The sequence below is a fragment of the Pseudomonas sp. 86_A genome (assembly GCF_017491705.1).
Taxonomy (GTDB): Bacteria; Pseudomonadota; Gammaproteobacteria; order Pseudomonadales; family Pseudomonadaceae; genus Aquipseudomonas; species Aquipseudomonas koreensis.
In genome coordinates, this window is record NZ_JAFGYS010000008.1 from 119065 (window position 1) to 143976 (window position 24912).

Consider the following 24912-nt stretch of genomic DNA (forward strand, 5'->3'; position numbering starts at 1 on the left):
TCATGTAGGAGCTGCCGCAGGCTGCGATCTTTTTGCTTTGACTCACACTTGCGCCTGAGCGCCCTCGAACCACGCCAGTTTCTCGCGCAGTTGCACTACTTCACCGACGATCACCAATGTCGGCGCATGCACTTCATGCTCCGCCACCAGGCGTGGCAGGTCGGCCAGCGTGCCGGTAAAGACCCGCTGATTGACCGTGGTGCCCTGCTGGATCAACGCCGCCGGGGTATCGGCTGCACGTCCATGCTTGATCAACTGTTCGCAAATGCTCGGCAGACCGACCAGGCCCATGTAGAACACCAGCGTCTGCGCCGGAGCGACGAGGTCGGCCCATGGCAGATCGGTGGAGCCGTCCTTCAGGTGCCCGGTGACGAACCGCACTGACTGCGCGTAATCGCGATGGGTCAGCGGAATCCCGGCATACGCCGCGCAACCGCTGGCCGCCGTGATCCCCGGCACCACCTGAAATGGAATGCCATGGGCCGCCAGCTCTTCGATCTCCTCACCGCCGCGACCGAAGATAAACGGATCACCGCCCTTCAACCGCACCACACGCTTGCCAGCCTTGGCCAGATCCACCAGTTGTTGATTGATCTGATCCTGCGGCACCGCGTGATCGGCGCGACGCTTGCCGACGTAGATCCGCTCTGCGTCGCGACGGCACAGCTCAATAATCGCCGGAGCGACCAAGCGGTCATACAGCACCACGTCGGCTTGCTGCATCAGGCGCAAGGCGCGGAAGGTCAGCAGATCCGGATCGCCCGGCCCGGCGCCTACCAGGTACACCTCACCGGTGGTGATGTCCGCTTCGCCATCGATCTTGGCTTGCAGCAGACGTTCGGCCTCGGCACCCTGCCCGGCCAGTTGCCGGTCGGCAATCGGGCCTTGAAACACGTCTTCCCAGAACCCGCGACGTTGCTGCACGTCCGGAAACAGGTTTTTCACCTGATTGCGGAAACGCGCAGCCAGTCCGGCCAGTTGGCCGTAGGTCGAAGGAATCCAGGTTTCGATCTTGGCGCGAATCAGCCGCGCCAGCACCGGCGCATCGCCGCCGCTGGACACCGCGATGATCAGTGGCGAACGGTCGACAATCGCCGGGAAGATCACGCTGCACAATTGCGGCGCGTCCACCACGTTGACCGGTACGCAACGCCGATGAGCATCGCTGGAAACTTGCGCATTCAGCGCTTCATCGTCGGTGGCAGCAATGATCAGCCCGCAACCGTCCAGGTCCGCTTCCACGTAACCACGCAGCAGGCACTCGCCAGCGCTGGCGATGACCAGTTCCCGCAATTGGCTTTCGATTTCAGGTGCGACCACCCGCAGCAGCGCACCGGCATCGGCCAGCAGGCGGGATTTGCGCAAGGCAATTTCCCCCCCACCGACGACCAACACACGACTGCCGCGCAGGTTGTGAAACAGCGGCAGATATTTCATTTAGCCGATGACCTCAAGGCCACCCATGTAAGGCTTCAGCACGTCCGGAACGCGGATCGAGCCGTCGGCCTGCTGGTAGTTTTCCAGCACGGCCACCAGGGTACGGCCGACGGCCAGACCCGAACCGTTGAGGGTGTGTACCAGTTCAGGCTTGCCGGTTTCCGGGTTGCGGAAACGCGCCTGCATGCGGCGGGCCTGGAAGTCGCCGCAGTTGGAGCACGACGAGATCTCGCGGTATTTGTCCTGGCTCGGAATCCACACTTCGAGGTCGTAGGTCTTCACGGCGCTGAAGCCCATATCACCGGTGCATAGCGCCAGGGTGCGGTAAGGCAGGCCCAGCAGTTGCAGGACTTTCTCGGCGTTGGCGGTCAGGCTTTCCAGCGCTTCCATCGACGTCGAAGGCTCGACGATCTGGACCATTTCAACCTTGTCGAACTGGTGCTGACGGATCATGCCGCGAGTGTCACGGCCCGATGCGCCGGCTTCGCTGCGGAAGCACGGGGTGTGGGCGACGAACTTGATCGGCAGCAGTTTCGAATCGACGATTTCACCGGCCACGATGTTGGTCAGCGACACTTCGGCGGTCGGGATCAGGTACAGATCGGCTTCGCCTTCGCGAGCGATCTTGAACAGGTCTTCCTCGAACTTCGGCAGTTGACCGGTACCTTGCAGCGCCGGGGCCTGAACCAGATAAGGCGTGTAGGCCTCTTCGTAGCCGTGCTCGTTGACATGCAGGTTGATCATGAACTGCGCCAGAGCGCGGTGCAGACGGGCGATCGGGCCACGCAGCAGGGCGAAACGTGCGCCGGACAGCTTGGCGGCGGTTTCGAAATCCAGCCAGCCGAACTTCTCGCCCAGGGCGACGTGGTCCTTGACCTCGAACTCGAACGCGGTCGGCGTGCCCCAGCGGCGCACTTCGACGTTGCCGTCTTCGTCTTCGCCAACCGGCACCGATTCATGCGGCAGGTTCGGGATACCCAGCAGGATCGAGTCCAGTTCGGTCTGGATCGCGTCCAGCTCGACTTTACCGGCACTCAGTTCGCCCGCCATGCGCTCGACGTCCGCCATCAGCGGTGCAATGTCTTCGCCGCGCTGCTTGGCCTGACCGATGGACTTGGAACGCGCGTTACGCTCAGCCTGCAGTGCTTCGGTGCGGGTCTGGACGGTCTTGCGCTGTTCTTCCAGCGCTTCGATGCGCGCGGTATCCAGGGCAAAGCCACGGGAAGCCAGGCGGTCCGCTACGTCCTGAAGGTTGCTACGTAACAGTTTGGAATCGAGCATGTCGGTTTCTCGTTATCAAAGTTTGGTCAAAGACAGGCCGGCCCACGTCGCGAGCAGCCCGCCGAATACGCTGAGTGCCGCATAGCCCAGGGCCAGCGGCACTTGCCCGCTTTCCAGCAGGCGCACCGTATCCAGTGAAAAGGATGAAAAAGTCGTCAGCCCCCCGAGGAAGCCGACCATCAACCCGGCGCGCACCTCGATCGGCACCTCCGGGCGTATCAAAAACAGGCCGTACAACACGCCAATCAGCAGACAGCCCACGATATTAACGGCCAGCGTCGCGGTATAGAAGTGCCGCGGCCAATTGGCCGTGACCCAATTGGCCGTGGCGAAGCGCAACAGGGTACCGGCGATCCCGCCGGCGGAGACTGCAATGATCAATGGAAGCACTATTTTCTCCGCTGTCTTGGGCTTAAACGGTCGAGTTGCGCGAGGTGATTGAGCTTCTCGCCAATCTTCAATTCCAGGCCACGGGGCACCGGTTGATAGAACGGGATCGGCTCAAGCTCTTCCGGGAAATAATCTTCGCCAGCGGCATAGGCGTCCGGCTCGTCGTGGGCATAACGGTATTCGTCGCCGTAACCCAATTGTTTCATCAGCTTGGTCGGCGCGTTGCGCAGGTGCAGCGGCACTTCCAGCGAGCCGTTTTCGGCGGCCGCGCGCAGGGCGGTCTTGAAGCCCATGTACACCGCGTTGCTTTTCGGCGCGCAGGCCAGATAGGTGATGGCCTGGGCCACCGCCAACTCGCCTTCCGGACTGCCGAGACGTTCTTGAACTTCCCACGCTGCCAGACACAGGCTCAGCGCACGCGGGTCGGCGTTGCCGATGTCTTCGCTGGCCATGCGCACCACGCGCCGGGCCAGGTACAGCGGATCGCAACCGCCGTCGATCATCCGCGCGAACCAGTACAGCGCACCATCGGGGTTGGAACCGCGTACCGATTTGTGCAGCGCCGATATCTGGTCGTAGAACGCTTCGCCGCCCTTGTCGAAGCGCCGACGGGTGTCGCCGAGCAGGCTTTGCAGCAGCTCGGTGCCGATCTCGCTGTTGTCTTCGGCGAGGTCCGAGGCATTTTCCAGCAGGTTGAGCAGCCGTCGACCATCGCCGTCGGCGGCGGACAGCAGCATCTGGAAGCCTTCGTCGTTCAACGTCAGGTTGCGCTTGCCCAGCCCGCGCTCTTCAGTGAGTGCACGGTGCACCAGTTTGCGCAGCGCCGCTTCGTCGAGGCTTTTCAGCACATACACGCGGGCCCGCGACAACAGGGCGTTGTTGAGTTCGAACGAGGGGTTTTCGGTGGTGGCGCCGATGAAAATCAGCGTGCCGTCTTCCACGTACGGCAGGAACGCATCCTGCTGGGACTTGTTGAAGCGGTGCACTTCATCGACGAACAGAATCGTGCGCTTGCCGTACTGACCAGCCTGCTGCTTGGCGATTTCAACCGCCTGACGGATCTCCTTGACCCCGGCGAGCACTGCCGAGACCGTTTCGAAGTGCGCATCCGAGACTTCCGCGAGCAACCGCGCCAGGGTGGTCTTGCCCACACCCGGCGGGCCCCAGAAGATCATCGAATGCAGGGCACCCTGCTCCAGCGCCTCACGCAGAGGCTTGCCGCGAGCGAGCACGTGCTCCTGACCGACATACTCATCCAGATTGGTCGCACGCAAACGCGCGGCCAGTGGCTGGGCAATCGGTGCACTGCGAAACAGATCCATCACGTAGCGTTGAAACCTCTGATTTTCTGAAACCTGTTGGAATACCTGTGGCGAGGGAGCTTGCTCACGCTGGACAGCGGAGCAGTCCTCGCTTTTGATTCAAGAGCGGGGCCGCTCCGCGCCCCAGCGGGAGCAAGCTCCCTCGCCACAAAAGCTCCAAGCCACAAGAGCCCAACCGGGGATCCGGGATTTATTCCTGGATAACATCAGCACCCTTCGGGATGTCGAACTTGAACTTCGACGCCGGCACGGCTTCGTTGGCCTTCACCCCGGTGAACAGGATGTTGGTGCGCTGGCCGACACTGTCGATCAGTTGCATGTCATTGACCAGACCATTGCGGAACGACAGGCGCAGGCTGTCGAACAGGGTGTCCTTGGTCTTCGGCTTGAGGGTGAAGTCGATCACACCGCCCGCCTCTTTCGCACTGATCTCGAAGCTCTGGCTGATCTTCGACACATCACCGGACAGCAGCAGCGCCGGGGTCTGGGTCAGACGCTCGTCGAGCTTCTTGATGGTCACCTGTTCCAGATCCGGGTCCCACAGGGTGACTTTCTTGCCGTCGGAGACCATGGTCTGCTCGTTTGGCGCTTCGGTATGCCAGTAGAACAGGCCTGGACGCTGCAGGACCATATCACCGCGAGTTTCCTGCAACTGCGTGCCACTGCCGTCCAGGGTCAGCTGGGAAAAGTTCGCGGTCAGGGTTTTCGATGTTTCCAGCAATTGGGTCAGACGTGCCACGTCCTTGTCGTCGGCGTGGGCCGTGAACGTGGTCAGTGCCAGTACTGGCAACAGCATGCGGATAAGACGCATGGGAGTCCTCTTGAATACTCGTGGGGAGAGCGGCGGCACATCATTGTCCCGCCTCTTGCTTTTGCAATCAGTCGCGAACCGGGCCCGGGGCCAGGACTTCACGCGAACCGTTGGTGTTCATTGAGGTGACGACGCCGGCCATTTCCATGGCTTCAATCATCCGCGCAGCACGGTTGTAACCGATCTTCAGCTTGCGCTGTACCGCAGAAATCGACGCCCGGCGGCTTTCCAGTACAAACTGCACGGCTTCGTCATACAGCGCGTCGGTCTCCGGATCATCGCCGTCGCCGCCACCGCTGCTGCCTTCAAAACCGCTGCCCGCCTCTTCGACACCGTTGAGGATGTCGTCGTTGTATTCCGGTGCGCCACGCAGTTTCCACGCTTCCACCACACGGTGGACCTCATCGTCGGAAACGAACGCGCCGTGAACACGGATCGGCAGGCTGGTGCCCGGCGGCATGTAGAGCATGTCACCGTGACCGAGCAGCTGCTCGGCGCCGCCCTGGTCGATGATGGTCCGCGAGTCGATCTTGCTCGACACCTGGAACGCCATGCGGGTCGGAATGTTGGCCTTGATCAGACCGGTGATCACGTCCACCGACGGCCGCTGGGTCGCCAGGATCAAGTGGATGCCGGCAGCACGCGCCTTCTGCGCGATACGAGCGATCAGCTCTTCGACCTTCTTGCCGACGATCATCATCATGTCGGCGAATTCGTCCACGACCACGACGATGGTCGGCAGCTTCTGCAGCAGCGGCGCTTCGTCGTGAATGCTTTCGCGCTTGTACAGCGGATCGCTCAACGGCTCGCCGGCGTCCTGGGCTTCCTTGACCTTGGCGTTGAAGCCGGACAGGTTACGCACACCCATCTTCGCCATCAGTTTGTAGCGGCGCTCCATCTCGGCGACGCTCCAGCGCAGGGCGTTGGCGGCGTCCTTCATGTCGGTGACCACCGGGCACAGCAGGTGCGGAATGCCTTCGTAGATCGACAATTCCAACATTTTCGGGTCGATCATGATCAGCTTGGCGTCTTCGGGGCCGGACTTGAACAGGATCGACAGGATCATCGCGTTCACACCCACCGACTTACCGGAACCGGTGGTACCGGCCACCAGCAGGTGCGGCATCTTCGCCAGGTCAGTGATGACCGGCTTACCGCCGATGTCGTGGCCCAGCGCCAGGGTGACCGGCGACTTGAAGTTGTCGTACTCGGGGGTCGACAGGACTTCGGAGAAACGCACGATCTGCCGGTCTTCGTTGGGAATTTCGATACCGACCGTGGTCTTGCCCGGAATAACCTCGACCACGCGCACACTGGTCACCGCCAGCGAACGTGCGAGGTCTTTTGCCAGGTTGGCGATGCGGCTGACCTTGACGCCGGCAGCCGGCTGGATTTCATAACGGGTAATCACCGGGCCCGGGTGGATCGAGTCCACAGTGACCTCGACGCCGAATTCCTTGAGCTTGATTTCCAGCAGGTGGCCGACTGCTGCCAGGGATTCAGGCGAATAATTGAGTTGTTTCTTTTCCGCAGGATCGAGGATCGAGATCGGCGGCAAGGTGCCTTCCACGGCGCTGTCGACGAACAACGGCACCTGTTTCTCTTTCTGCACGCGTTTGCTTGGCTCGGGCGCCTTGACCGGCGCCGGGGCGATGACCGGCGGCACCTGCTTCTCACGATCGGACATGTGCTTGCTCAGGGCCTGCTCGCGTTCGATCAGACGTTCCTTGACCTTGGCCTGCTCGCGCTTGTCGGTGACGGTCGGCGCGACCACGTCATGGACGCGGTCATCAACCTCACGCAGTTGTGCGACCAGTTGCTTGCGCTCGGTGCGGGCCGACCACCAGCGATTGAGTGCCCCCTGAAACAGCTCGAACAGGTCGAGGGTGATCTTGCCGGTGACGTCCATCACCTTGAACCAGGACAGGTCGGTGAACACCGTAAGGCCAAACAGGAACAGCGCGATGAACAGCAGCGTGCTGCCCTGGATATTCAGTGCGTTACGCGCAAGATCGCCAAGGCTTTCGCCCAGCGCCCCGCCCGCGCCGGCCGGCAGACCGGTGGCGGCGTGGAAATGGATATGCGCCAGCGCAGCACCGGACAGCACCAGGAACACCAGACCGATCAGGCGCCAGGAGAACAGCCAGCCGCTCCACTGCCAGGGTTCGTGGCGTTGGCGGAAAATCTGATACGCCTTGATCGCCAGCAGCAACGGGAAGATGTACGCGAAGTAACCCAGCACCATGAACAGGATGTCGGCGCTGTAAGAACCGGCCGGGCCGCCGAAGTTCTGCACGTCGTCGATCTTGCTGTTGTGGCTCCAGCCCGGATCGTCCTTGCCGTAGGTCAGCAAGGCCATCATCAGGAACAGGCACAAGGCACCGATGGCGATCAATGCACCTTCCTTGAGCCGGTAGTGCAATTGCTGGCGCCAGAGCGGAACGACTGTTTTTGGTGCTGCGGTGGATTTCTTCAAAACGCTTCTTTTCCTGCGCCCGGGGCGCGTCCATCTATTGAATGACGATAAAAAACTGCCCAATCCAGGCAGGTAAAAAAGTGAACCGGCGCAACTGAGACTACTTTTAACACTGTGCCGCAGCTTTTATAAACACAGCTATAAACACAGCGCTCGGCAAATATTCTGTAACAGCCCGGCATTGTACGGGTTTGTGCGGCTGATGCCATGCTTCAAACCCCATAGCTGAGCATAGCCAATACCACAAATCCTGCGGTTCAATTTGAGCATGCATTGTCTTTTGTGACAAAGGCTTATGAGGTGTATTTGATGAACGCAGCGAAGCATTCACGCCTGATCATTCTCGGCTCCGGCCCTGCCGGTTACAGCGCTGCCGTATACGCCGCCCGCGCCAACCTCAAACCGGTGGTCATTACCGGCCTGCAGGCTGGCGGCCAACTGACCACGACCGTCGAAGTCGACAACTGGCCCGGCGACGTCGAAGGCCTCACTGGCCCGGTGCTGATGGAACGCATGCAGAAACACGCCGAACGCTTTGCCACCGAGATCGTTTACGACCACATCCACACCGCCAAGTTGCAGCAGCGCCCCTTCGAGCTCATCGGTGACAGCGGCACTTACACCTGCGACGCACTGATCATCGCCACCGGCGCCTCGGCGCAGTACCTGGGCCTGCCTTCGGAGGAAGCCTTCGCCGGCAAAGGCGTTTCAGCCTGCGCGACCTGTGATGGCTTTTTCTACCGCAATCAGGTGGTCGCGGTGGTGGGCGGCGGCAACACCGCGGTCGAGGAAGCACTGTACCTGTCGAACATCGCCAAGGAAGTGCACCTGATTCACCGCCGCGACAAACTGCGCTCGGAGAAAATCCTCCAGGACAAGCTGTTCGAAAAAGCCGCCAATGGCAATGTCCGCCTGCACTGGAACCAGAATCTCGACGAAGTGCTGGGCGACGCCAGCGGCGTGACCGGCGCACGCCTGCGCGACAGCCACACCGGGCAAACCAGCGAACTGGCGCTGGCCGGCGTGTTCATCGCCATTGGCCACAAACCCAACACCGATCTGTTCCAGGGCCAGTTGCCGATGCGTGACGGCTACCTGCGGGTCAAGGGCGGCAGTGACGGCGATGCCACCGCCACCGAGATCCCCGGCGTCTTCGCGGCCGGCGATGTGGCGGACCACGTTTACCGCCAAGCCGTGACCTCGGCCGGGGCCGGCTGCATGGCAGCACTGGACGCGGAGAAGTATCTGGACGACATTCCTGTCATTTAACGGCACACTTTATCGCGGGCCTGACGCCCGCACCGCCCTCCCCTTCTGCAAGCCTGGACGCCATGCTGACTTGGTTACAACGCAATTCCCTGACCTTCCCGCCTCTGGAAAAGGCCATGCGCGATCCCAATGGATTGCTGGCTGCCGGTGGCGACCTGTCTGCCGATCGTCTGGTGCAGGCCTACCGTCACGGCTGTTTTCCGTGGTTTTCCGAAGGCCAGCCGATCCTTTGGTGGTCGCCGGACCCGCGCACCGTGCTGTTTCCCGACGAACTGCATGTCTCGCGCAGCCTCGGCAAACTGCTGCGCAAGGAACGCTATCAGGTGACCTTCGATCAGGATTTCGACGCGGTCATTCGCGCCTGCGCCGCGCCACGGGATTACGCCGACGGCACCTGGATCACCGAAGCCATGCAGGACGCCTACCTGGAACTGCACCGCCGCGGCTTCGCCCACTCGGTCGAGGTCTGGGACCAGGGCCAACTCGTGGGCGGCCTGTACGGCCTGGCGATGGGGCAGCTGTTTTTCGGTGAATCGATGTTCAGCCGTGCCGACAACGCCTCCAAATATGGTTTTGCCACGCTGGTACAGCATCTGAAAGACGCCGGATTCGTCCTGATTGACTGCCAGATGCCGACCGATCATCTGCACAGCCTGGGCGCCCGCGCGATCCCCCGCCGCGAATTCGCTGACTATCTGGCCCGCCACCTGGATCAACCCAGTCGTGCCACCTGGGTTTGCTGAGCGACTTTTGCGCGCGTGGCTTACACTTAATTCACCAGCTTATCCCGAGGGTTGATCATGACCGAGTTGGCGCGCTTGAAGTTCTATGCCACTCAACCCCATTCCTGCAGTTATCTGCCCGAGGAACAGGCGACGACGCTGTTTCTCGACCCGAGCCAGCCCATGGATGTGCATGTCTACGCAGACCTGTCGGAAATGGGCTTTCGTCGCAGCGGCGATCATCTGTATCGCCCCCATTGCCAGAATTGCAATGCGTGCGTGCCTGCGCGCATCCCGGTGGCGCAGTTCAACCCCAACCGCCAGCAGAAACGCATTTTCAAACGCAATGCCGATCTGCAGGTGCGTCCGGTAAAACCGCATTTCAGCGAAGAATATTTCGAGCTGTACCAGCGTTACATCGAGCAGCGGCATGCCGACGGCGACATGTACCCGCCAAGCCGCGATCAATTCTCGACCTTTCTGGTGCGCGATCTGCCCTTCTCGCGCTTCTATGAGTTTCGTCTCGACGGACGGTTACTGGCCGTCGCGGTGACCGACCTGCTGCCCAACGGCCTGTCGGCGGTCTACACCTTTTACGAACCTCAGGAGGAGCGCCGCAGCCTGGGCCGTTTCGCAATCCTGTGGCAAATCACCGAAAGCCAGCGACTGGGGCTGGAGGCGGTCTATCTCGGTTATTGGATCAAGAACTGCAAAAAGATGAACTACAAGACCCAATATCGCCCCATCGAATTGCTGATTAATCAGCGCTGGGTAATCCTTAACTAATCGCAAACCCTAAACCCCTTGGCTTGAACCCCCTTTTTCGGGCACAATGCACGCCGCTTTTGCCTGGCGCAGTTGCACCGGGCCATTCATTGGATACCGAGGGCTTTACTGCATGTCGAAAGAAGACAGCTTCGAAATGGAAGGCACTGTCGTCGACACCCTGCCCAACACCATGTTTCGTGTGGAGTTGGAAAATGGGCACGTCGTAACCGCGCATATTTCCGGCAAGATGCGCAAGAACTACATTCGTATTCTTACCGGTGACAAAGTGCGCGTCGAGCTGACGCCCTATGACTTGAGCAAAGGGCGCATCACTTACCGCGCTCGTTAATCAAGTCAATACAGAACGCCCGGTTTATGCCGGGCGTTTTTGTATGTGCGTTTTGGGGAATGGCTGGGTTTGGGTTTGGGGGCATATCCGTTTTTGCGGGTGCTGCCGCTGGCGGTTTCGCTCTTACAGCGAGTCCCTTTTTCAAACGCCGGAGTGCCGGCCCAGCAAAAAGGAACCAAAAGGCTTTGCCCCTGGCATACGGCCCGCTCGCCGGGGCTCGGGGCTCCCGAGCTACGGTGTCCATCCGGGGGCATCGCCTACGGTTTGCTTCGCTGCACCTCCTCTCGATGAATGCGGCTTCGCCGCACGGCGCTGCGAACCTACCCCCGGATGAACACCTCCACTCGGCCTGCCGATGGGGCAAAAGATCAAAAGCCGAAGCCAGATCAAAAGCGAGATCAAGAGCCCCCTCACCCTAGCCCTCTCCCGGAGGGAGAGGGAACTGTCCGAGTGGTTTGGTAGAGGTACGCCGACGTGAAATACCGAGTCGAACTCAAGTTTTGAAAAGCCCGAAAATCGGCTCCCTCTCCCTCGGAAGAGGGCTGGGCGGGCGGCGCTCCGATGAGGGGCAAACCCAACACAAAACTAACGTCGAACACCCGCTTTTCACCACTCAACAGGATGAGCGTTAGCTCGGCTGCAGCTTTTGATCTGCAAGGCGACGTCGGAAGGCTGAGTGGAGGGATTGATCCGGGGGTGGGAGCGCAGCGACCGTTTGGCGAAGCCAAACACAGCGAGAGGAGGTGCAGCGAAGCAAACCGTAGGCGCTGCGCCCGGATCGATCCCGGAGCGAAGGAACCCCGAGCCCCAGCGAGCGGGCCGAACGTAGGAGCAAGCGTTTTTTGCTTACTTTTTTTGGCGTTTGAAAAAAAGTGAGTCGCCGTAAGGGCGAAACCGTAATAAGCCATCACCGCAGCAACGGATATTCACCCAAAACCCAAAAACCCCAAAAACAAAAAAGGCGCCCGAAGGCGCCTCCCCAATCAACATCAAGCCGTCAGGCCATCTCAGCCGTGGTCTCGAAGTCAAACGTCAACTCACCATCCTTGATGTCGATGTGCACCACACCGCCATGCTCGGCCAGCTCGCCAAACAAAATCTCCTCCGCCAGCGGACGCTTGATCTTGTCCTGGATCAGACGCGCCATCGGACGTGCGCCCATGGCCGAATCGTAACCACCGGCCGCCAGCCAGCTGCGCGCCGCATCGGTAACCTCCAGCAACACACGCTTGTCTTCCAGCTGCGCCTGCAGTTCGGTAAGGAACTTGTCCACCACACTTTTGATGACCTCATGACTGAGGCGACCAAACTGGATAATGGTGTCCAGACGGTTACGGAATTCAGGCGTAAAGCTCTTCTTGATCACTTCCATCGCATCGGACGAGTGGTCCTGATGAGTGAAACCGATCGAAGCACGCGCTGCAGTCTCGGCACCGGCGTTGGTAGTCATGATGATGATCACGTTGCGGAAGTCCGCCTTGCGCCCGTTGTTGTCGGTGAGCGTACCGTGGTCCATCACCTGCAGCAGCAGGTTGAAGACTTCCGGATGCGCCTTCTCGATTTCATCGAGCAGCAATACGCAGTGCGGCTGCTTGGTGATCGCCTCGGTCAACAGACCGCCCTGATCAAACCCGACATAGCCTGGAGGCGCACCGATCAGACGCGATACGGTGTGACGCTCCATGTATTCGGACATGTCGAAGCGAACCAGTTCAATGCCCAACGCCTTCGCCAGTTGCCGTGCAGCCTCGGTTTTACCGACACCGGTAGGCCCGGCGAACAGGAACGAACCAACCGGCTTGTCGGGCGACTTGAGGCCGGCACGGGACAGTTTGATCGCGGTCGACAACGAATCGATCGCGGCATCCTGACCAAACACCGTCAGCTTCAGGTCACGCTCCAGGTTGCGCAGCAGTTCCTTGTCGGAGCTGGTGACGTGTTTCGGCGGAATCCGCGCGATCTTCGCCACGATGTCTTCAACCTGCGGCACGTCAATGCGTTTCACACGCTTCTCGACCGGTTGCAGACGCTGGTAGGCGCCCGCCTCGTCGATCACGTCGATGGCCTTGTCCGGCATGTGCCGGTCATTGATGTAGCGCGACGCCAGCTCAGCGGCGGCACGCAACGACTCATCGGTGTATTCGATGTTGTGATGCTGCTCGAAACGCCCTTTCAGGCCGCGCAGGATACCGATGGTGTCTTCCACCGACGGCTCGACGACATCGACCTTCTGGAAGCGCCGCGCCAGAGCACGGTCCTTCTCGAAGATGCCGCGGAATTCCTGGAACGTGGTCGAGCCGATGCAACGAATGTCACCAGACGAGAGCAGCGGCTTGAGCAGGTTCGAGGCATCCATTACGCCACCGGACGCAGCACCCGCACCGATGATGGTGTGGATTTCGTCGATGAACAGGATCGCCTGCGGACGTTTTTTCAGTTCATTGAGCAGCGCCTTGAAGCGCTTCTCGAAATCACCGCGATACTTGGTGCCCGCGAGCAGAGCACCGAGATCAAGCGAATAAACAACGCTGTTGGCCAGCAGATCCGGCACCTGGTTGTCGACAATACGCTTGGCCAGGCCTTCGGCAATCGCGGTTTTACCCACGCCCGCCTCGCCCACCAGCAACGGATTGTTCTTGCGCCGGCGCGCGAGAATCTGCGCGACCCGCTCGACTTCCATTTCGCGGCCGACCAGCGGATCGATACGACCCTGGCGCGCGAGTTCGTTCAGGTTGCTGGCATAAGCATCCAGAGGATTGCCTGAAGAAGAAGACTCACCGCCCTCGTCGTCCTGCATATCTTGTTCACCTTCAGAGTGATCGCCATGCCCCGGCACTTTGGAAATGCCATGAGCGATGTAGTTGACGACATCAATGCGCGCAACGCTCTGCTGTTTCAGCAGGAACACGGCCTGACTCTCTTGCTCACTGAAGATTGCAACCAGCACGTTGGCGCCAGTCACTTCGCGTTTGCCCGAGCTCTGTACGTGAAAAACAGCACGTTGCAGTACACGCTGGAAGCCCAGGGTTGGCTGGGTTTCGCGATCCTCGTCGTGGACGGGGATCAATGGCGTGGTGGAGTCGATGAACTCCTGCAGGTCGTGCTTGAGTTTGTCGAGGTTTGCGCCGCAGGCACGCAATACGGTGGCGGCAGCCTCATTGTCCAATAGGGCCAGCAGCAGGTGTTCGACGGTCATGAATTCATGACGCTTCGAACGAGCCTCCTTGAAGGCAAGATTGAGGGTGACTTCGAGCTCGCGGTTTAACATAGCTTCACCTCATACCCAAGTGGTCGGCGATTAACCGTCCTTCTCGATTTCACAGAGTAGCGGATGCTGGCTTTCCCTGGCGTACTGGTTGACCTGCATGGCCTTTGTCTCGGCGATGTCGCGGGTAAACACTCCACATACTGCCCGTCCTTCTGTGTGAACGGCCAGCATGACCTTGGTCGCCAGCTCGCGATTCAGGTTAAAAAACACCTCGAGCACTTCGACGACGAAATCCATCGGTGTGTAGTCATCGTTGAACAAAACCACCTTGTACATCGGCGGCGCCTGTAACGCAGGCTTTGCTTCCTGAACAGCAACGCCTGCCGAATCGTCGTCGTGCTCCTCTGGATGATCCTTTTGGAGAAGCGGGCGATCCTGATTGAATGTTAGTCGAATCTGGCTGATTGCATGCATGGAAAGAAAGGTTCGTCAGTTGTGCAAATACAGTGGTGGGGGCGGCTGTGCACCTTTTCAACTCCGACTGCCCGGTCACCTTGACTATCGGGAAAACGGTGTTACAACCAATAGAGCCCACAGTGGGTAAAAAAGATCCGCGGAGTCAATCCTTTTAACGGATTAGATTGCGGATGTCCTGGATGATACTCCAGCGATGGAGTCTGTTGCAGAGGGATTTGAGCATGGCTGTCGGCAAGGTCAAGTGGTTCAACAATGCCAAGGGATTCGGCTTCATCAATACTGATGCCCGCGAAGGACGTGACGAGGATGGCAAAGACATTGATTTCTTTGCGCACTATTCCGCCATTGAGATGGACGGGTATAAGACCCTCAAGGCCGGGCAATCAGTGGTTTTCAATATTGTTCAAGGCCCCAAGGGACTGCATGCCGTAGGCATCAAGGCTCTCATCACCGAACCATCCAGCGCCGCTGAAAGTGCTGCTGTCGGCGCAGCTGCTGCTGCCGCTGCCGCTGCCGCGACTGCCAAAGCATGAGCTGACTGCCTCCCTAATACTCCTGGCAATAAAAAACCGCCTGACTCAACATTTGAGTCAGGCGGTTTTTTTTACCTGCACGACTTACATGTGCTTGATGATCGCCTCACCGAAGCCCGAAGACGACACCAGCGTGGCGCCGTCCATCAGACGCTCGAAGTCATAGGTCACGGTCTTGGCCTTGATGGCGCCGTTAGTGCCCTTGATGATGAGATCAGCCGCTTCGGTCCAGCCCAGATGACGCAACATCATCTCGGCCGACAGAATCACCGAACCCGGGTTGACCTGATCCTTGCCGGCGTACTTCGGCGCGGTACCGTGGGTCGCCTCGAACATGGCCACGGTGTCGGACAGGTTGGCACCCGGCGCAATACCGATACCGCCCACTTCAGCCGCCAGGGCGTCGGAGAGGTAGTCGCCGTTGAGGTTGAGCGTGGCGATGACATCGTATTCGGCCGGGCGCAGCAGGATCTGCTGGAGCATGGCGTCGGCGATGGCATCCTTGACGATGACTTCACGGCCGGTTTTCGGGTTCTTGAACTTCATCCACGGACCGCCATCCAGCAGTTCGGCGCCGAATTCTTCCTTCGCCACCTCGTAACCCCAGTCCTTGAAGGCACCTTCAGTGAACTTCATGATGTTGCCCTTGTGCACGATGGTCAGCGACTTGCGATCGTTGTCCACCACGTATTGCAGGGCCTTGCGCACCAGACGCTTGGTGCCTTCCTTGGAAACAGGCTTGATGCCGATACCGCAATCCTGGTCGAAACGGATTTTGGTGACGCCCATTTCTTCTTTCAGAAACTTGATGACCTTGGTGGCCTCAGGGGAACCGGCCTTCCATTCGATACCGGCATAAATGTCTTCGGAGTTCTCGCGGAAGATCACCATGTCGACGTCGCCGGGCTTTTTCACCGGGCTCGGTACACCCTCGAACCACACCACCGGGCGCAAGCACACATACAGATCGAGTTGCTGGCGCAGGGCTACGTTGAGGGAGCGGATGCCACCACCGACCGGGGTGGTCAGCGGGCCCTTGATGGAAACCACGTAATCTTTGACGGCATCCAGGGTTTCCTGGGGCAGCCAGGTGTCCTGGTCATAGACCTGGGTAGCCTTTTCGCCAGCATAAACCTCCATCCAGGAAATCTTGCGCTTGCCCCCGTAGGCCTTGGCCACGGCAGCATCAACCACTTTGATCATCACTGGGCTGACGTCGACGCCAATGCCGTCACCTTCGATGAAGGGGATGATCGGGTTATCAGGAACATTGAGAGAATGGTCTGCATTGACGGTGATTTTGTCGCCGACGGCTGGAACCTGAATCTTCTTGTAACCCATGCTGAACTCCATTGTTTGGATTGAACATCTGGCTTGGTTCGAGCGTAACCCAGTTAAATCAACACGCAAACCCTCTGTTCACGGCGCGGACACATCTGGTTTCGTACAAGCCTGAAAGCAAAGGGAAAAGCGCCAAACTCAAGCATTCCCGACGACTCTACGCCCCACCCCGCCCTGCGACCTTTAGACCAATGGACGAGAATCGTTGCATATGAACCATCGGCAGATTGCCAGCTACCTATGTATAATGCCGCCCGCTGACCAAAGGGTCACGACGGCTGGCCTCTCTAGCACGAGACTTTCCGCCTGATTGGTCGGGTTGTTACCGCAGTCCGACTGCTTGACGCTCTACTGATGCACCCAACATCACCGCGAAGAATCTCGACATTCGGTTCATGGATGACTTTGAACGAACGCGCTTACCCGGCGCCCCTCGAGTTTCTGCGCACGCTTTAGCAAAGAAGAGAGAGTTAATCCGAATATGCCCACCCGCTCGAAGATCATCTATACCTTCACCGACGAAGCTCCAGCCCTCGCCACCTATTCCCTGCTGCCGATCATCGAGGCTTACACCGCCTCGGCCGATATCGCCGTGGAAACCCGCGATATCTCTCTTGCAGCACGCATCCTGGCCAGCTTCCCCGAGCAACTGGGCGACAAAGCCGTAGCCGACCACCTCGCTGAACTGGGCGACCTGGCCGTTACGCCTGAAGCCAACATCATCAAGCTGCCGAACATCAGTGCTTCGGTGCCTCAACTGCAAGCGGCGATCAAAGAGCTGCAAGCCCAGGGTTACAACCTGCCGGACTACCCGGAAACCGTGACCAACGACGCCGAAAAAGAAGCCAAGGCGCGTTACGACAAGGTCAAGGGCAGCGCCGTGAACCCGGTTCTGCGTGAAGGCAACTCCGACCGTCGCGCTCCGCTGTCGGTTAAAAACTACGCTCGCAAGCACCCGCACAAAATGGGCGCCTGGGCCAAAGACTCCAAGTCCCACGTGGCTCACATGAGCACCGGCGATTTCTACGGCAGCGAAAAAGCTGCCCTGATCGACGCCGCTGACGCTGTGAAAATCGAGCTGATCGCCAAAGACGGCACTGCGACCGTCCTGAAAGAAAAAACCAGCGTTCAGGCCGGCGAGATCCTCGACTGCGCCGTGATGAGCAAAAACGCCCTGCGTGCGTTCATCGCTGCTGAAATCGACAGCGCCAAGGCCCAAGGCGTGCTGCTGTCGGTGCACCTGAAAGCGACCATGATGAAGGTCTCCGACCCGATCATGTTCGGCCAGATCGTTGCCGAGTTCTATAAAGACGCGCTGACCAAGCACGCTGACGTGCTGGCCCAGATCGGCTTCAACCTGAACAACGGCATCGGCGATCTGTACGCGCGCATCAAGGCCCTGCCGGCCGAGCAGCAAGCTCAGATCGAAGCGGACATCGCAGCGGTCTACGCCGCGCGCCCATCGCTGGCGATGGTCAACTCCGACAAGGGCATCACCAACCTGCACGTGCCGAGCGACGTCATCGTCGACGCCTCGATGCCGGCAATGATCCGTGACTCCGGCAAGATGTGGGGCACCGACGGCCAACTGCACGACACCAAGGCGGTGATCCCGGATCGTTGCTACGCGACCATCTACCAGGCCGTGATCGAAGATTGCAAAGCCAATGGCGCGTTCGATCCGACCACCATGGGCAGCGTGCCAAACGTTGGCCTGATGGCGAAAAAAGCCGAAGAGTACGGCTCGCACGACAAGACCTTCCAGATCAAGGCTGACGGCGTGGTTCGCGTCACCGACAGCAAGGGCAACCTGCTGATGGAACAGACTGTTGAAGCCGGCGACATCTTCCGCATGTGCCAGACCAAAGACGCGCCGATCCAGGACTGGGTCAAACTGGCCGTCAACCGCGCTCGTGCCAGCAGCACTCCGGCCATTTTCTGGCTGGACCCGATGCGCGCCCACGACGGCGTAGTGATCGAGAAGGTTCAGGCTTACCTGAAGGATCACGACACCAGCGGTCTGGACATCCAGATCATGGCGCCGGTCGACGCGATGAAGTACACCCTGCAGCGCACCCGCGAAGGCAAGGACACCATTTCGGTGACCGGCAACGTACTGCGCGACTACCTGACCGACCTGTTCCCGATCATGGAACTGGGCACCAGCGCCAAGATGCTGTCGATCGTGCCGCTGATGAACGGCGGTGGTCTGTTCGAAACCGGCGCCGGCGGTTCGGCTCCGAAGCACGTGCAGCAACTGGTTGAAGAGAACTTCCTGCGCTGGGACTCGCTGGGCGAATTCCTCGCGCTGGCAGCGTCCCTCGAGCATCTGGGTGTGAACTACAACAACCCGAAAGCACTGGTTCTGTCGAAAACCCTGGATCAGGCCACCGGCCAGTTCCTCGACAACAACAAGTCGCCATCGCGCAAAGTCGGCAACATCGACAACCGCGGCAGCCACTTCTACCTGGCGCTGTACTGGGCTCAAGCCCTGGCCGCCCAGACCGAAGACACTGCACTGCAAGCGCAGTTCGCGACCCTGGCCAAAACCCTGACCGAGAACGAGGCGACCATCGTTGCCGAACTCAACACCGTTCAAGGCAAGCCAGTGGACATCGGTGGTTACTACCACGCCGATGCCGAGCTGATCAGCAAGGCCATGCGCCCAAGCGCCACCTTCAACGCGGCGATTGCTGCGCTGGTTTAAGGTTGTAAAGGGAACATCACAAACCCCGGCCCTGCGCCGGGGTTTGTGTTTCCAGCATTCACACAATTCCCTTGTAGGAGCGAGCCTGCTCCGGGCGGCGTTCCGACGATAGCGGTATACCATTCAGCATCTTCATTGACTGACCCACCGCTTTCGCGAGCAGGCTCACTCCTACAGGGGATTGCATTTCAATCCCAGAATTGAGGAAGTTTTATGGAATGGCTCCCCCACATCACCGTCGCCACCATCGTCGAAGACAACGGCCGTTTCCTGATGGTCGAAGAGCACAAGGCCGGGCGTAACGTGCTCAACCAGCCCGCCGGCCATCTCGACCCGGACGAAACCCTGATCGAAGCTGCCGTGCGCGAAACACTCGAAGAAACCGGCTGGGACGTCGAGCCCACCGGCGTGATCGGCATCTACCTGTACACCGCACCGAGTAACGGCGTGACTTATCAGCGCGTGTGCTTCAGCGCCAAGGCGGTGAAACACCACCCGGACTATCAACTGGACGACGGCATCGTCGGCGCCAAGTGGTTGACCCGCAGCGAATTAATCGCCCAGCGCGACAACTGGCGCAGTGAGCTGATCATCCGCTGCATCGACGATTATCTGGCCGGCCATCACTTCAGTCTCGAACTGATCCGCCCTTCTCTTTAGCCTTGAGGCCGTGAGCCTGATAGAATCGCGTCCTTTTTCAAGACACTCATTGAATCCCTATGCGTGATCCAGCCCCTTCTGACACATCCAAGAAGCGCGTCATTGTCGGCATGTCCGGCGGCGTGGACTCTTCCGTTTCCGCTCTCCTGCTGATCGAGCAGGGTTACGAGGTGGAAGGCCTGTTCATGAAGAACTGGGAAGAAGACGACGGAACGGAATACTGCACCGCCATGGACGACCTGGCGGACGCCCAGGCCGTGTGCGACAAGATTGGCATCAAGCTGCACACCGCCAACTTCGCCGCCGAGTACTGGGACAACGTGTTCGAGCACTTCCTCGCCGAATACAAGGCCGGTCGCACGCCGAACCCGGACATCCTGTGTAACCGCGAGATCAAGTTCAAGGCGTTCCTCGACTACGCCATGACGCTTGGTGCCGACCTGATCGCCACCGGCCACTACGTGCGCCGCCGCGACATCGACGGCCGCACCGAACTGCTCAAGGGCCTCGATCCGAACAAGGACCAGAGCTACTTCCTGCACGCCGTTGGCGGCGAACAGATCGCCAAGACCCTGTTCCCGGTCGGCGAACTGGAAAAGCCGGAAGTGCGCGCCATTGCCGAGAAATACGAACTGGCCACTGCCAAGAAGAAGGATTCCACCGGGATCTGCTTCATCGGCGAGCGCCGCTTCAGTGATTTCCTCAAGCAATACCTGCCAGCGCAACCGGGCGAGATCAAGACCACCGAAGGCGAAGTCATCGGCCGTCACCACGGTTTGATGTACCACACCATCGGTCAGCGTCAGGGCCTGGGCATCGGCGGGCTGAAAGATGCCGGCGACGAGCCGTGGTACGTGCTGCGCAAGGATCTGGACACCAACGAACTGATCGTCGGCCAGGGCAACAACCATCCGTGGCTGTTCTCCAGCGCCCTGCTCGCTTCGGAAATCTACTGGGTCAACCCGATCGACCTGAGCCAGCCGCTGCGCCTGACCGCCAAAGTGCGTTATCGCCAGAGCGACCAGGCCTGCACCCTGGAAAAAACCGCCAGCGGCTACCGCGCGGTGTTCGATGAACCGCAACGCGCGGTCACGCCGGGCCAGTCCGTGGTGTTCTATGACGGTGAAATCTGCCTCGGTGGCGGCGTGATCGAAGTCGCCGAGCCGTGGAGCGGCCAGGCATGAGCCCGACTCAGGAGCAACTGACGGCGCTGGGCGGCGTGTTTCTCGCTGCCGTGCTGGTCGACCGGATCGCCAAGACCGGTCAGACCAGCGAGGCCGGCCTGAGCTGCATGCTCGGCAGCCTGCTGGTACGCGACCCGAAGGACACACTGGACGTGTATGGCGGCGACGACATCAACCTGCGCGAAGGCTATCGCGCCTTGATCGGCGCGCTGGAGCGCGACCCGAGCACCTTGCAGCGCGAGCCATTGCGTTATGCGCTGTCGATGCTCGGCCTTGAACGCCAGCTGGCCAAGCGTAACGACATGCTCGACACCATCGGCAAGCGCCTGCCGCAGATCCAGTCGCAGGTCGAACACTTCGGCCCGGCCCACGAGAATGTGATCGCCGCGTGCGGCGCGCTGTATCAGGACACCCTGAGCACCCTGCGCCAACGCATTCAGGTGCATGGCGACATGCGCAACCTGCAGCAACCGAGCAACGCCTCGAAGATCCGCGCCCTGCTGCTGGCCGGCATCCGCTCGGCACGCCTGTGGCGACAGCTCGGCGGCCACCGCTGGCAGTTGGTGATCAGCCGGCGCAAGCTGCTCAAAGAGCTGTATCCGTTGATGCGCAGCGAGTAAATCGTCGCGCAATAAAAGTTTTGTAGTCTGTAGCGCGTAATACGCCGGTCAGTTGGCAACGGACCGGCGGATTTTTTCATGTATGATACGCGCCCCATTTCGTTGCCCGACTGTCCGAGAACACCCCATGCAGCTCTCTTCGCTCACTGCGGTTTCCCCTGTTGACGGCCGCTACGCCGGCAAAACCCAGGCCCTGCGCCCGATTTTCAGCGAGTACGGCCTGATCCGTGCCCGCGTCCTGGTTGAAGTGCGCTGGCTCCAGCGCCTGGCCGCCCACGCCGGTATCCCGGAAGTGCCAGCCTTCTCCGCCGAGGCCAACGCCGTTCTCAATGAACTGGCTGAAAACTTCTCGCTGGAGCACGCCGAGCGCGTCAAAGAGATCGAGCGCACCACCAACCACGACGTCAAGGCGATCGAATACCTGCTCAAGGAGCAGGCGGCCAAGCTGCCGGAGCTGGCCAAGGTCAGCGAATTCATCCACTTTGCCTGCACCAGCGAAGACATCAACAACCTGTCCCACGCCCTGATGCTGCGCGAAGGCCGTGACGACGTGATGCTGCCGCTGATGCGTCAGACCGCCAACGCCATCCGCGAACTGGCGATCCGTTTCGCCGACGTGCCGATGCTGTCGCGCACCCACGGTCAGCCGGCCTCGCCGACCACCCTGGGCAAAGAACTGGCGAACGTGGTTTACCGTCTCGAGCGTCAGATCGCTCAGGTCGCTGCCGTGCCATTGCTGGGCAAGATCAACGGCGCCGTGGGCAACTACAACGCACACCTGTCGGCCTACCCGCAGATCGACTGGGAAGCCAACGCCCGCGCCTTCATCGAAGACGAGCTGGGCCTGGGCTTCAACCCGTACACCACGCAGATCGAGCCGCACGACTACATTGCCGAGCTGTTCGACGCGATCGCACGCTTCAACACCATCCTGATCGACTTCGACCGTGACATCTGGGGCTACATTTCCCTGGGTTACTTCAAGCAGCGCACCATCGCCGGCGAAATCGGTTCGTCGACCATGCCGCACAAGGTCAACCCGATCGACTTCGAAAACTCCGAAGGCAACCTGGGCATCGCCAACGCACTGTTCCAGCACCTGGCGAGCAAACTGCCGATCTCCCGCTGGCAGCGCGACCTGACCGACTCCACCGTACTGCGTAACCTCGGTGTCGGCTTCGCGCACAGTGTGATCGCGTACGAAGCGAGCCTCAAAGGCATCAGCAAGCTGGAGCTCAACGAGCAGAAGATTGCCGCTGACCTGGACGCATGCTGGGAAGTATTGGCCGAGCCGATCCAGACCGTGATGCGCCGCTACAACATCGAAAACCCGTACGAAAAACTCAAAGAACTGACCCGCGGCAAGGGCATCAGCCCTGAAGCGCTGCAGACTTTCATCGACGGCCTGGACATGCCAGCCGAAGCGAAAGCCGAGCTGAAACAACTGACCCCGGCCAACTACATCGGTAACGCTGTAGCGCAAGCCAAACGCATCTGATTCACCGCTTGACCCGTTTGAGACGCCCGGCCGCGCCGGGCGTTTTTATTCCCGTCTGAAAAATGCTTTTTTTCAATAGGTTACACATGAATCCTGATACTCCTCTTCAACTTCTGGGCGGTCTCACGGCGCGCGAATTCATGCGCGATTACTGGCAGAAAAAACCGCTGCTGATCCGTCAGGCCATTCCTGACTTCGAAAGCCCGATCGACGCCGACGAACTGGCGGGCCTGGCTCTGGAAGAAGAGGTCGAGTCGCGCCTGGTGATCGAGCACGGCGAGCGTCCGTGGGAACTGCGTCGGGGCCCGTTCGCCGAAGACGAATTCAGCAAGCTGCCGGAAAAAGAGTGGACCTTGCTTGTTCAGGCCGTCGATCAATTCGTGCCGGAAGTCAGCGAGCTGCTGGAAAACTTCCGCTTCCTGCCGAGCTGGCGCGTCGATGACGTGATGATCAGCTTCGCCGCCCCGGGTGGCAGCGTCGGCCCGCACTTCGACAATTACGACGTGTTCCTGCTGCAAGGTCATGGCAAGCGCAACTGGAAAATCGGCCAGATGTGCGACTCCGAGAGCCCGCTGCTGCAACACGCGGACCTGCGCATCCTCGCCGAATTCCACGAGACCGAAGAATGGGTCCTGGAGCCGGGCGACATGCTCTACCTGCCGCCGCGCCTGGCTCACTGCGGTGTCGCCGTGGACAACTGCATGACCTACTCGGTTGGTTTCCGTGCGCCAAGCGCCTCGGAAGTGCTGACCCACTTCACCGACTTCCTCAGCCAGTTCCTGACTGACGAAGAACGCTACACCGACGCCGATGCGAAGCCGGTCAGCGATGATCCACATCAGATCCAGCACGACGCACTCGGCCGCCTGAAAAGCCTGCTCGCCGAACACATGAGCGACGAGCGCCTGCTGCTGACCTGGTTCGGCCAGTACATGACCGAGCCGCGCTACCCGGAACTGGTGGTCGGCCCGGAAGACGTTGAAGAAGACGACTTCCTCGTGGCCCTGCAGGATGGTGCCGTACTGATCCGCAACCCGAGCGCCCGCCTGGCGTGGTCGGAAATCGATGACGACCTGCTGCTGTTCGCCAGCGGCCAGAGCCGTTACTTGCCGGGCAAGCTGCGTGAGCTGCTGAAGCTGATCTGCGCCGCCGACGCGCTGCACGTCGACAACCTCGGCGAGTGGCTGAACGACGAAGACGGTCGCGGCCTGCTGTGCGAGCTGGTCAAACAGGGCAGCCTGGGATTCGCCGATGAATAAGATTCGCGTACGTGTCGCAGACTGGCAAAAGGACATCGCCGAGATCCGGCGCATTCGTGAAACGGTGTTCATCGCCGAACAATCGGTGCCACCCGAGCTTGAGTGGGACGCCGACGACGCGACCGCCGTGCATTTTCTGGCGTTCGAAGGCGACTTTCCGATCGGCACCGCCCGCCTCTTGCCCGACGGGCACATTGGCCGGGTTTCGGTGCTGAAGGACTGGCGCGGGATGAAGGTTGGCGATGCGCTGATGCAAGCAGTCATCGCCGAAGCCGAAGCCCGCGGCCTGAAGCAGCAGATGCTCAGCGCGCAGGTGCAGGCCACGGCGTTCTACGAGCGCTTGGGCTTCAGCCTGGTCAGCGAGGAATTCCTCGAAGCCGGGATTCCGCATGTCGATATGGTTCGGCATTCGGCCTGACCGGCAGAGATTCCGTCCCTGCGAAACTCTGTGGCGAGGGAGCTTGCTCCCGCTGGGGCGCGAAGCGGCCCTGAAAATCTGGGGTCTGCTGCGCAGCCCAGCGGGAGCAAGCTCCCTCGCCACAAAAAGCGGTATGTGAACCCCCTCAAAACGCCCCGCCATTTTCGGATGCCGGGGCGTTT

The 24912-nt window shown here is 60.2% G+C and carries 21 protein-coding genes; 12 read left to right on the forward strand and 9 right to left on the reverse strand.

Annotated features, from left to right (window positions below; translation table 11 throughout):
- Positions 1–42 precede the first annotated feature (42 nt).
- The 6 genes from cysG to J5M57_RS13985 all read right to left on the reverse strand — a co-directional run bounded on the left by cysG (position 43) and on the right by J5M57_RS13985 (position 7717).
- Positions 43–1437, reverse strand: a complete 1395-nt coding sequence (gene cysG, locus J5M57_RS13960; protein WP_207849209.1) for a siroheme synthase CysG — start codon at positions 1435–1437, stop codon at positions 43–45.
- A complete protein-coding gene (gene serS, locus J5M57_RS13965; RefSeq protein ID WP_207849208.1) occupies positions 1438–2718 on the reverse strand; it encodes a serine--tRNA ligase in 1281 nt (426 codons plus the stop codon).
- 15 nt (positions 2719–2733) lie between these two features.
- Positions 2734–3108, reverse strand: coding sequence for a fluoride efflux transporter CrcB (crcB, locus tag J5M57_RS13970; RefSeq protein WP_064587013.1), 375 nt, complete (start codon positions 3106–3108; stop codon positions 2734–2736).
- On the reverse strand, positions 3108–4430 hold the full coding sequence (locus J5M57_RS13975; RefSeq protein ID WP_064587012.1) for a replication-associated recombination protein A: 1323 nt from the start codon (positions 4428–4430) through the stop codon (positions 3108–3110). Before J5M57_RS13975 ends, crcB begins: the two co-directional genes overlap by 1 nt.
- A gap of 190 nt (positions 4431–4620) precedes the next feature.
- Positions 4621–5241 (reverse strand): outer membrane lipoprotein chaperone LolA, encoded by a 621-nt coding sequence (gene lolA, locus J5M57_RS13980; RefSeq protein ID WP_207849207.1) that lies wholly within the window; start codon positions 5239–5241, stop codon positions 4621–4623.
- 67 nt (positions 5242–5308) lie between these two features.
- Complete coding sequence (locus tag J5M57_RS13985; RefSeq protein WP_083366298.1) at positions 5309–7717, reverse strand: DNA translocase FtsK; 2409 nt, start codon at positions 7715–7717, stop codon at positions 5309–5311.
- Between the two features lie 309 nt (positions 7718–8026).
- Between J5M57_RS13985 and trxB the strand changes: the two genes are divergently transcribed.
- From trxB to infA, 4 genes are all read left to right on the forward strand, one after another.
- Complete coding sequence (gene trxB / locus J5M57_RS13990) at positions 8027–8986, forward strand: thioredoxin-disulfide reductase (protein ID WP_169840604.1); 960 nt, start codon at positions 8027–8029, stop codon at positions 8984–8986.
- Positions 8987–9048: 62 nt separating this feature from the next.
- Positions 9049–9729 carry a leucyl/phenylalanyl-tRNA--protein transferase gene (gene aat, locus J5M57_RS13995; RefSeq protein ID WP_083366300.1) on the forward strand — a complete coding sequence of 227 codons (681 nt, stop codon included), beginning with the start codon at positions 9049–9051 and terminating at the stop codon, positions 9727–9729.
- Between the two features lie 57 nt (positions 9730–9786).
- Positions 9787–10494, forward strand: a complete 708-nt coding sequence (locus tag J5M57_RS14000; protein WP_207849206.1) for an arginyltransferase — start codon at positions 9787–9789, stop codon at positions 10492–10494.
- A gap of 112 nt (positions 10495–10606) precedes the next feature.
- Positions 10607–10825, forward strand: coding sequence for a translation initiation factor IF-1 (infA, locus tag J5M57_RS14005; protein WP_002553999.1), 219 nt, complete (start codon positions 10607–10609; stop codon positions 10823–10825).
- Positions 10826–11822: 997 nt separating this feature from the next.
- Here infA and clpA read toward each other — a convergent pair.
- Positions 11823–14093, reverse strand: a complete 2271-nt coding sequence (clpA, locus tag J5M57_RS14010; RefSeq protein ID WP_207849636.1) for an ATP-dependent Clp protease ATP-binding subunit ClpA — start codon at positions 14091–14093, stop codon at positions 11823–11825.
- Positions 14094–14123: 30 nt separating this feature from the next.
- The gene (clpS, locus tag J5M57_RS14015) at positions 14124–14507 is read right to left on the reverse strand and encodes an ATP-dependent Clp protease adapter ClpS (protein WP_027614670.1); all 384 of its coding nucleotides are present in this window, start codon (positions 14505–14507) and stop codon (positions 14124–14126) included.
- Positions 14508–14731: 224 nt separating this feature from the next.
- On the opposite strand from clpS, the gene J5M57_RS29080 reads away from it, so the two are divergent.
- Positions 14732–15043 carry a cold shock domain-containing protein gene (locus J5M57_RS29080; RefSeq protein WP_169840606.1) on the forward strand — a complete coding sequence of 104 codons (312 nt, stop codon included), beginning with the start codon at positions 14732–14734 and terminating at the stop codon, positions 15041–15043.
- Between the two features lie 84 nt (positions 15044–15127).
- On the opposite strand, the gene icd is transcribed toward J5M57_RS29080, so the two are convergent.
- On the reverse strand, positions 15128–16384 hold the full coding sequence (icd, locus tag J5M57_RS14025; protein ID WP_047601677.1) for an NADP-dependent isocitrate dehydrogenase: 1257 nt from the start codon (positions 16382–16384) through the stop codon (positions 15128–15130).
- Positions 16385–16865: 481 nt separating this feature from the next.
- Here icd and J5M57_RS14030 point away from each other — a divergent pair, with 481 nt between their 5' ends.
- From J5M57_RS14030 to J5M57_RS14060, 7 genes are all read left to right on the forward strand, one after another.
- Positions 16866–19091, forward strand: a complete 2226-nt coding sequence (locus tag J5M57_RS14030) for an NADP-dependent isocitrate dehydrogenase (RefSeq protein WP_207849637.1) — start codon at positions 16866–16868, stop codon at positions 19089–19091.
- Between the two features lie 213 nt (positions 19092–19304).
- Positions 19305–19751, forward strand: a complete 447-nt coding sequence (locus J5M57_RS14035) for an NUDIX hydrolase (protein WP_064587004.1) — start codon at positions 19305–19307, stop codon at positions 19749–19751.
- A 59-nt stretch (positions 19752–19810) separates the two neighbouring features.
- The gene (gene mnmA, locus J5M57_RS14040; protein ID WP_207849638.1) at positions 19811–20935 is read left to right on the forward strand and encodes a tRNA 2-thiouridine(34) synthase MnmA; all 1125 of its coding nucleotides are present in this window, start codon (positions 19811–19813) and stop codon (positions 20933–20935) included.
- Positions 20932–21555, forward strand: coding sequence for a high frequency lysogenization protein HflD (gene hflD, locus J5M57_RS14045; protein WP_169840609.1), 624 nt, complete (start codon positions 20932–20934; stop codon positions 21553–21555). Before mnmA ends, hflD begins: the two co-directional genes overlap by 4 nt.
- Before the next feature lie 127 nt (positions 21556–21682).
- Positions 21683–23053 (forward strand): adenylosuccinate lyase, encoded by a 1371-nt coding sequence (purB, locus tag J5M57_RS14050; protein ID WP_003223822.1) that lies wholly within the window; start codon positions 21683–21685, stop codon positions 23051–23053.
- Between the two features lie 86 nt (positions 23054–23139).
- Positions 23140–24312, forward strand: coding sequence for a cupin domain-containing protein (locus J5M57_RS14055; protein WP_207849640.1), 1173 nt, complete (start codon positions 23140–23142; stop codon positions 24310–24312).
- Positions 24305–24730, forward strand: a complete 426-nt coding sequence (locus J5M57_RS14060) for a GNAT family N-acetyltransferase (protein ID WP_025108996.1) — start codon at positions 24305–24307, stop codon at positions 24728–24730. Before J5M57_RS14055 ends, J5M57_RS14060 begins: the two co-directional genes overlap by 8 nt.
- Positions 24731–24912: the final 182 nt, after the last annotated feature.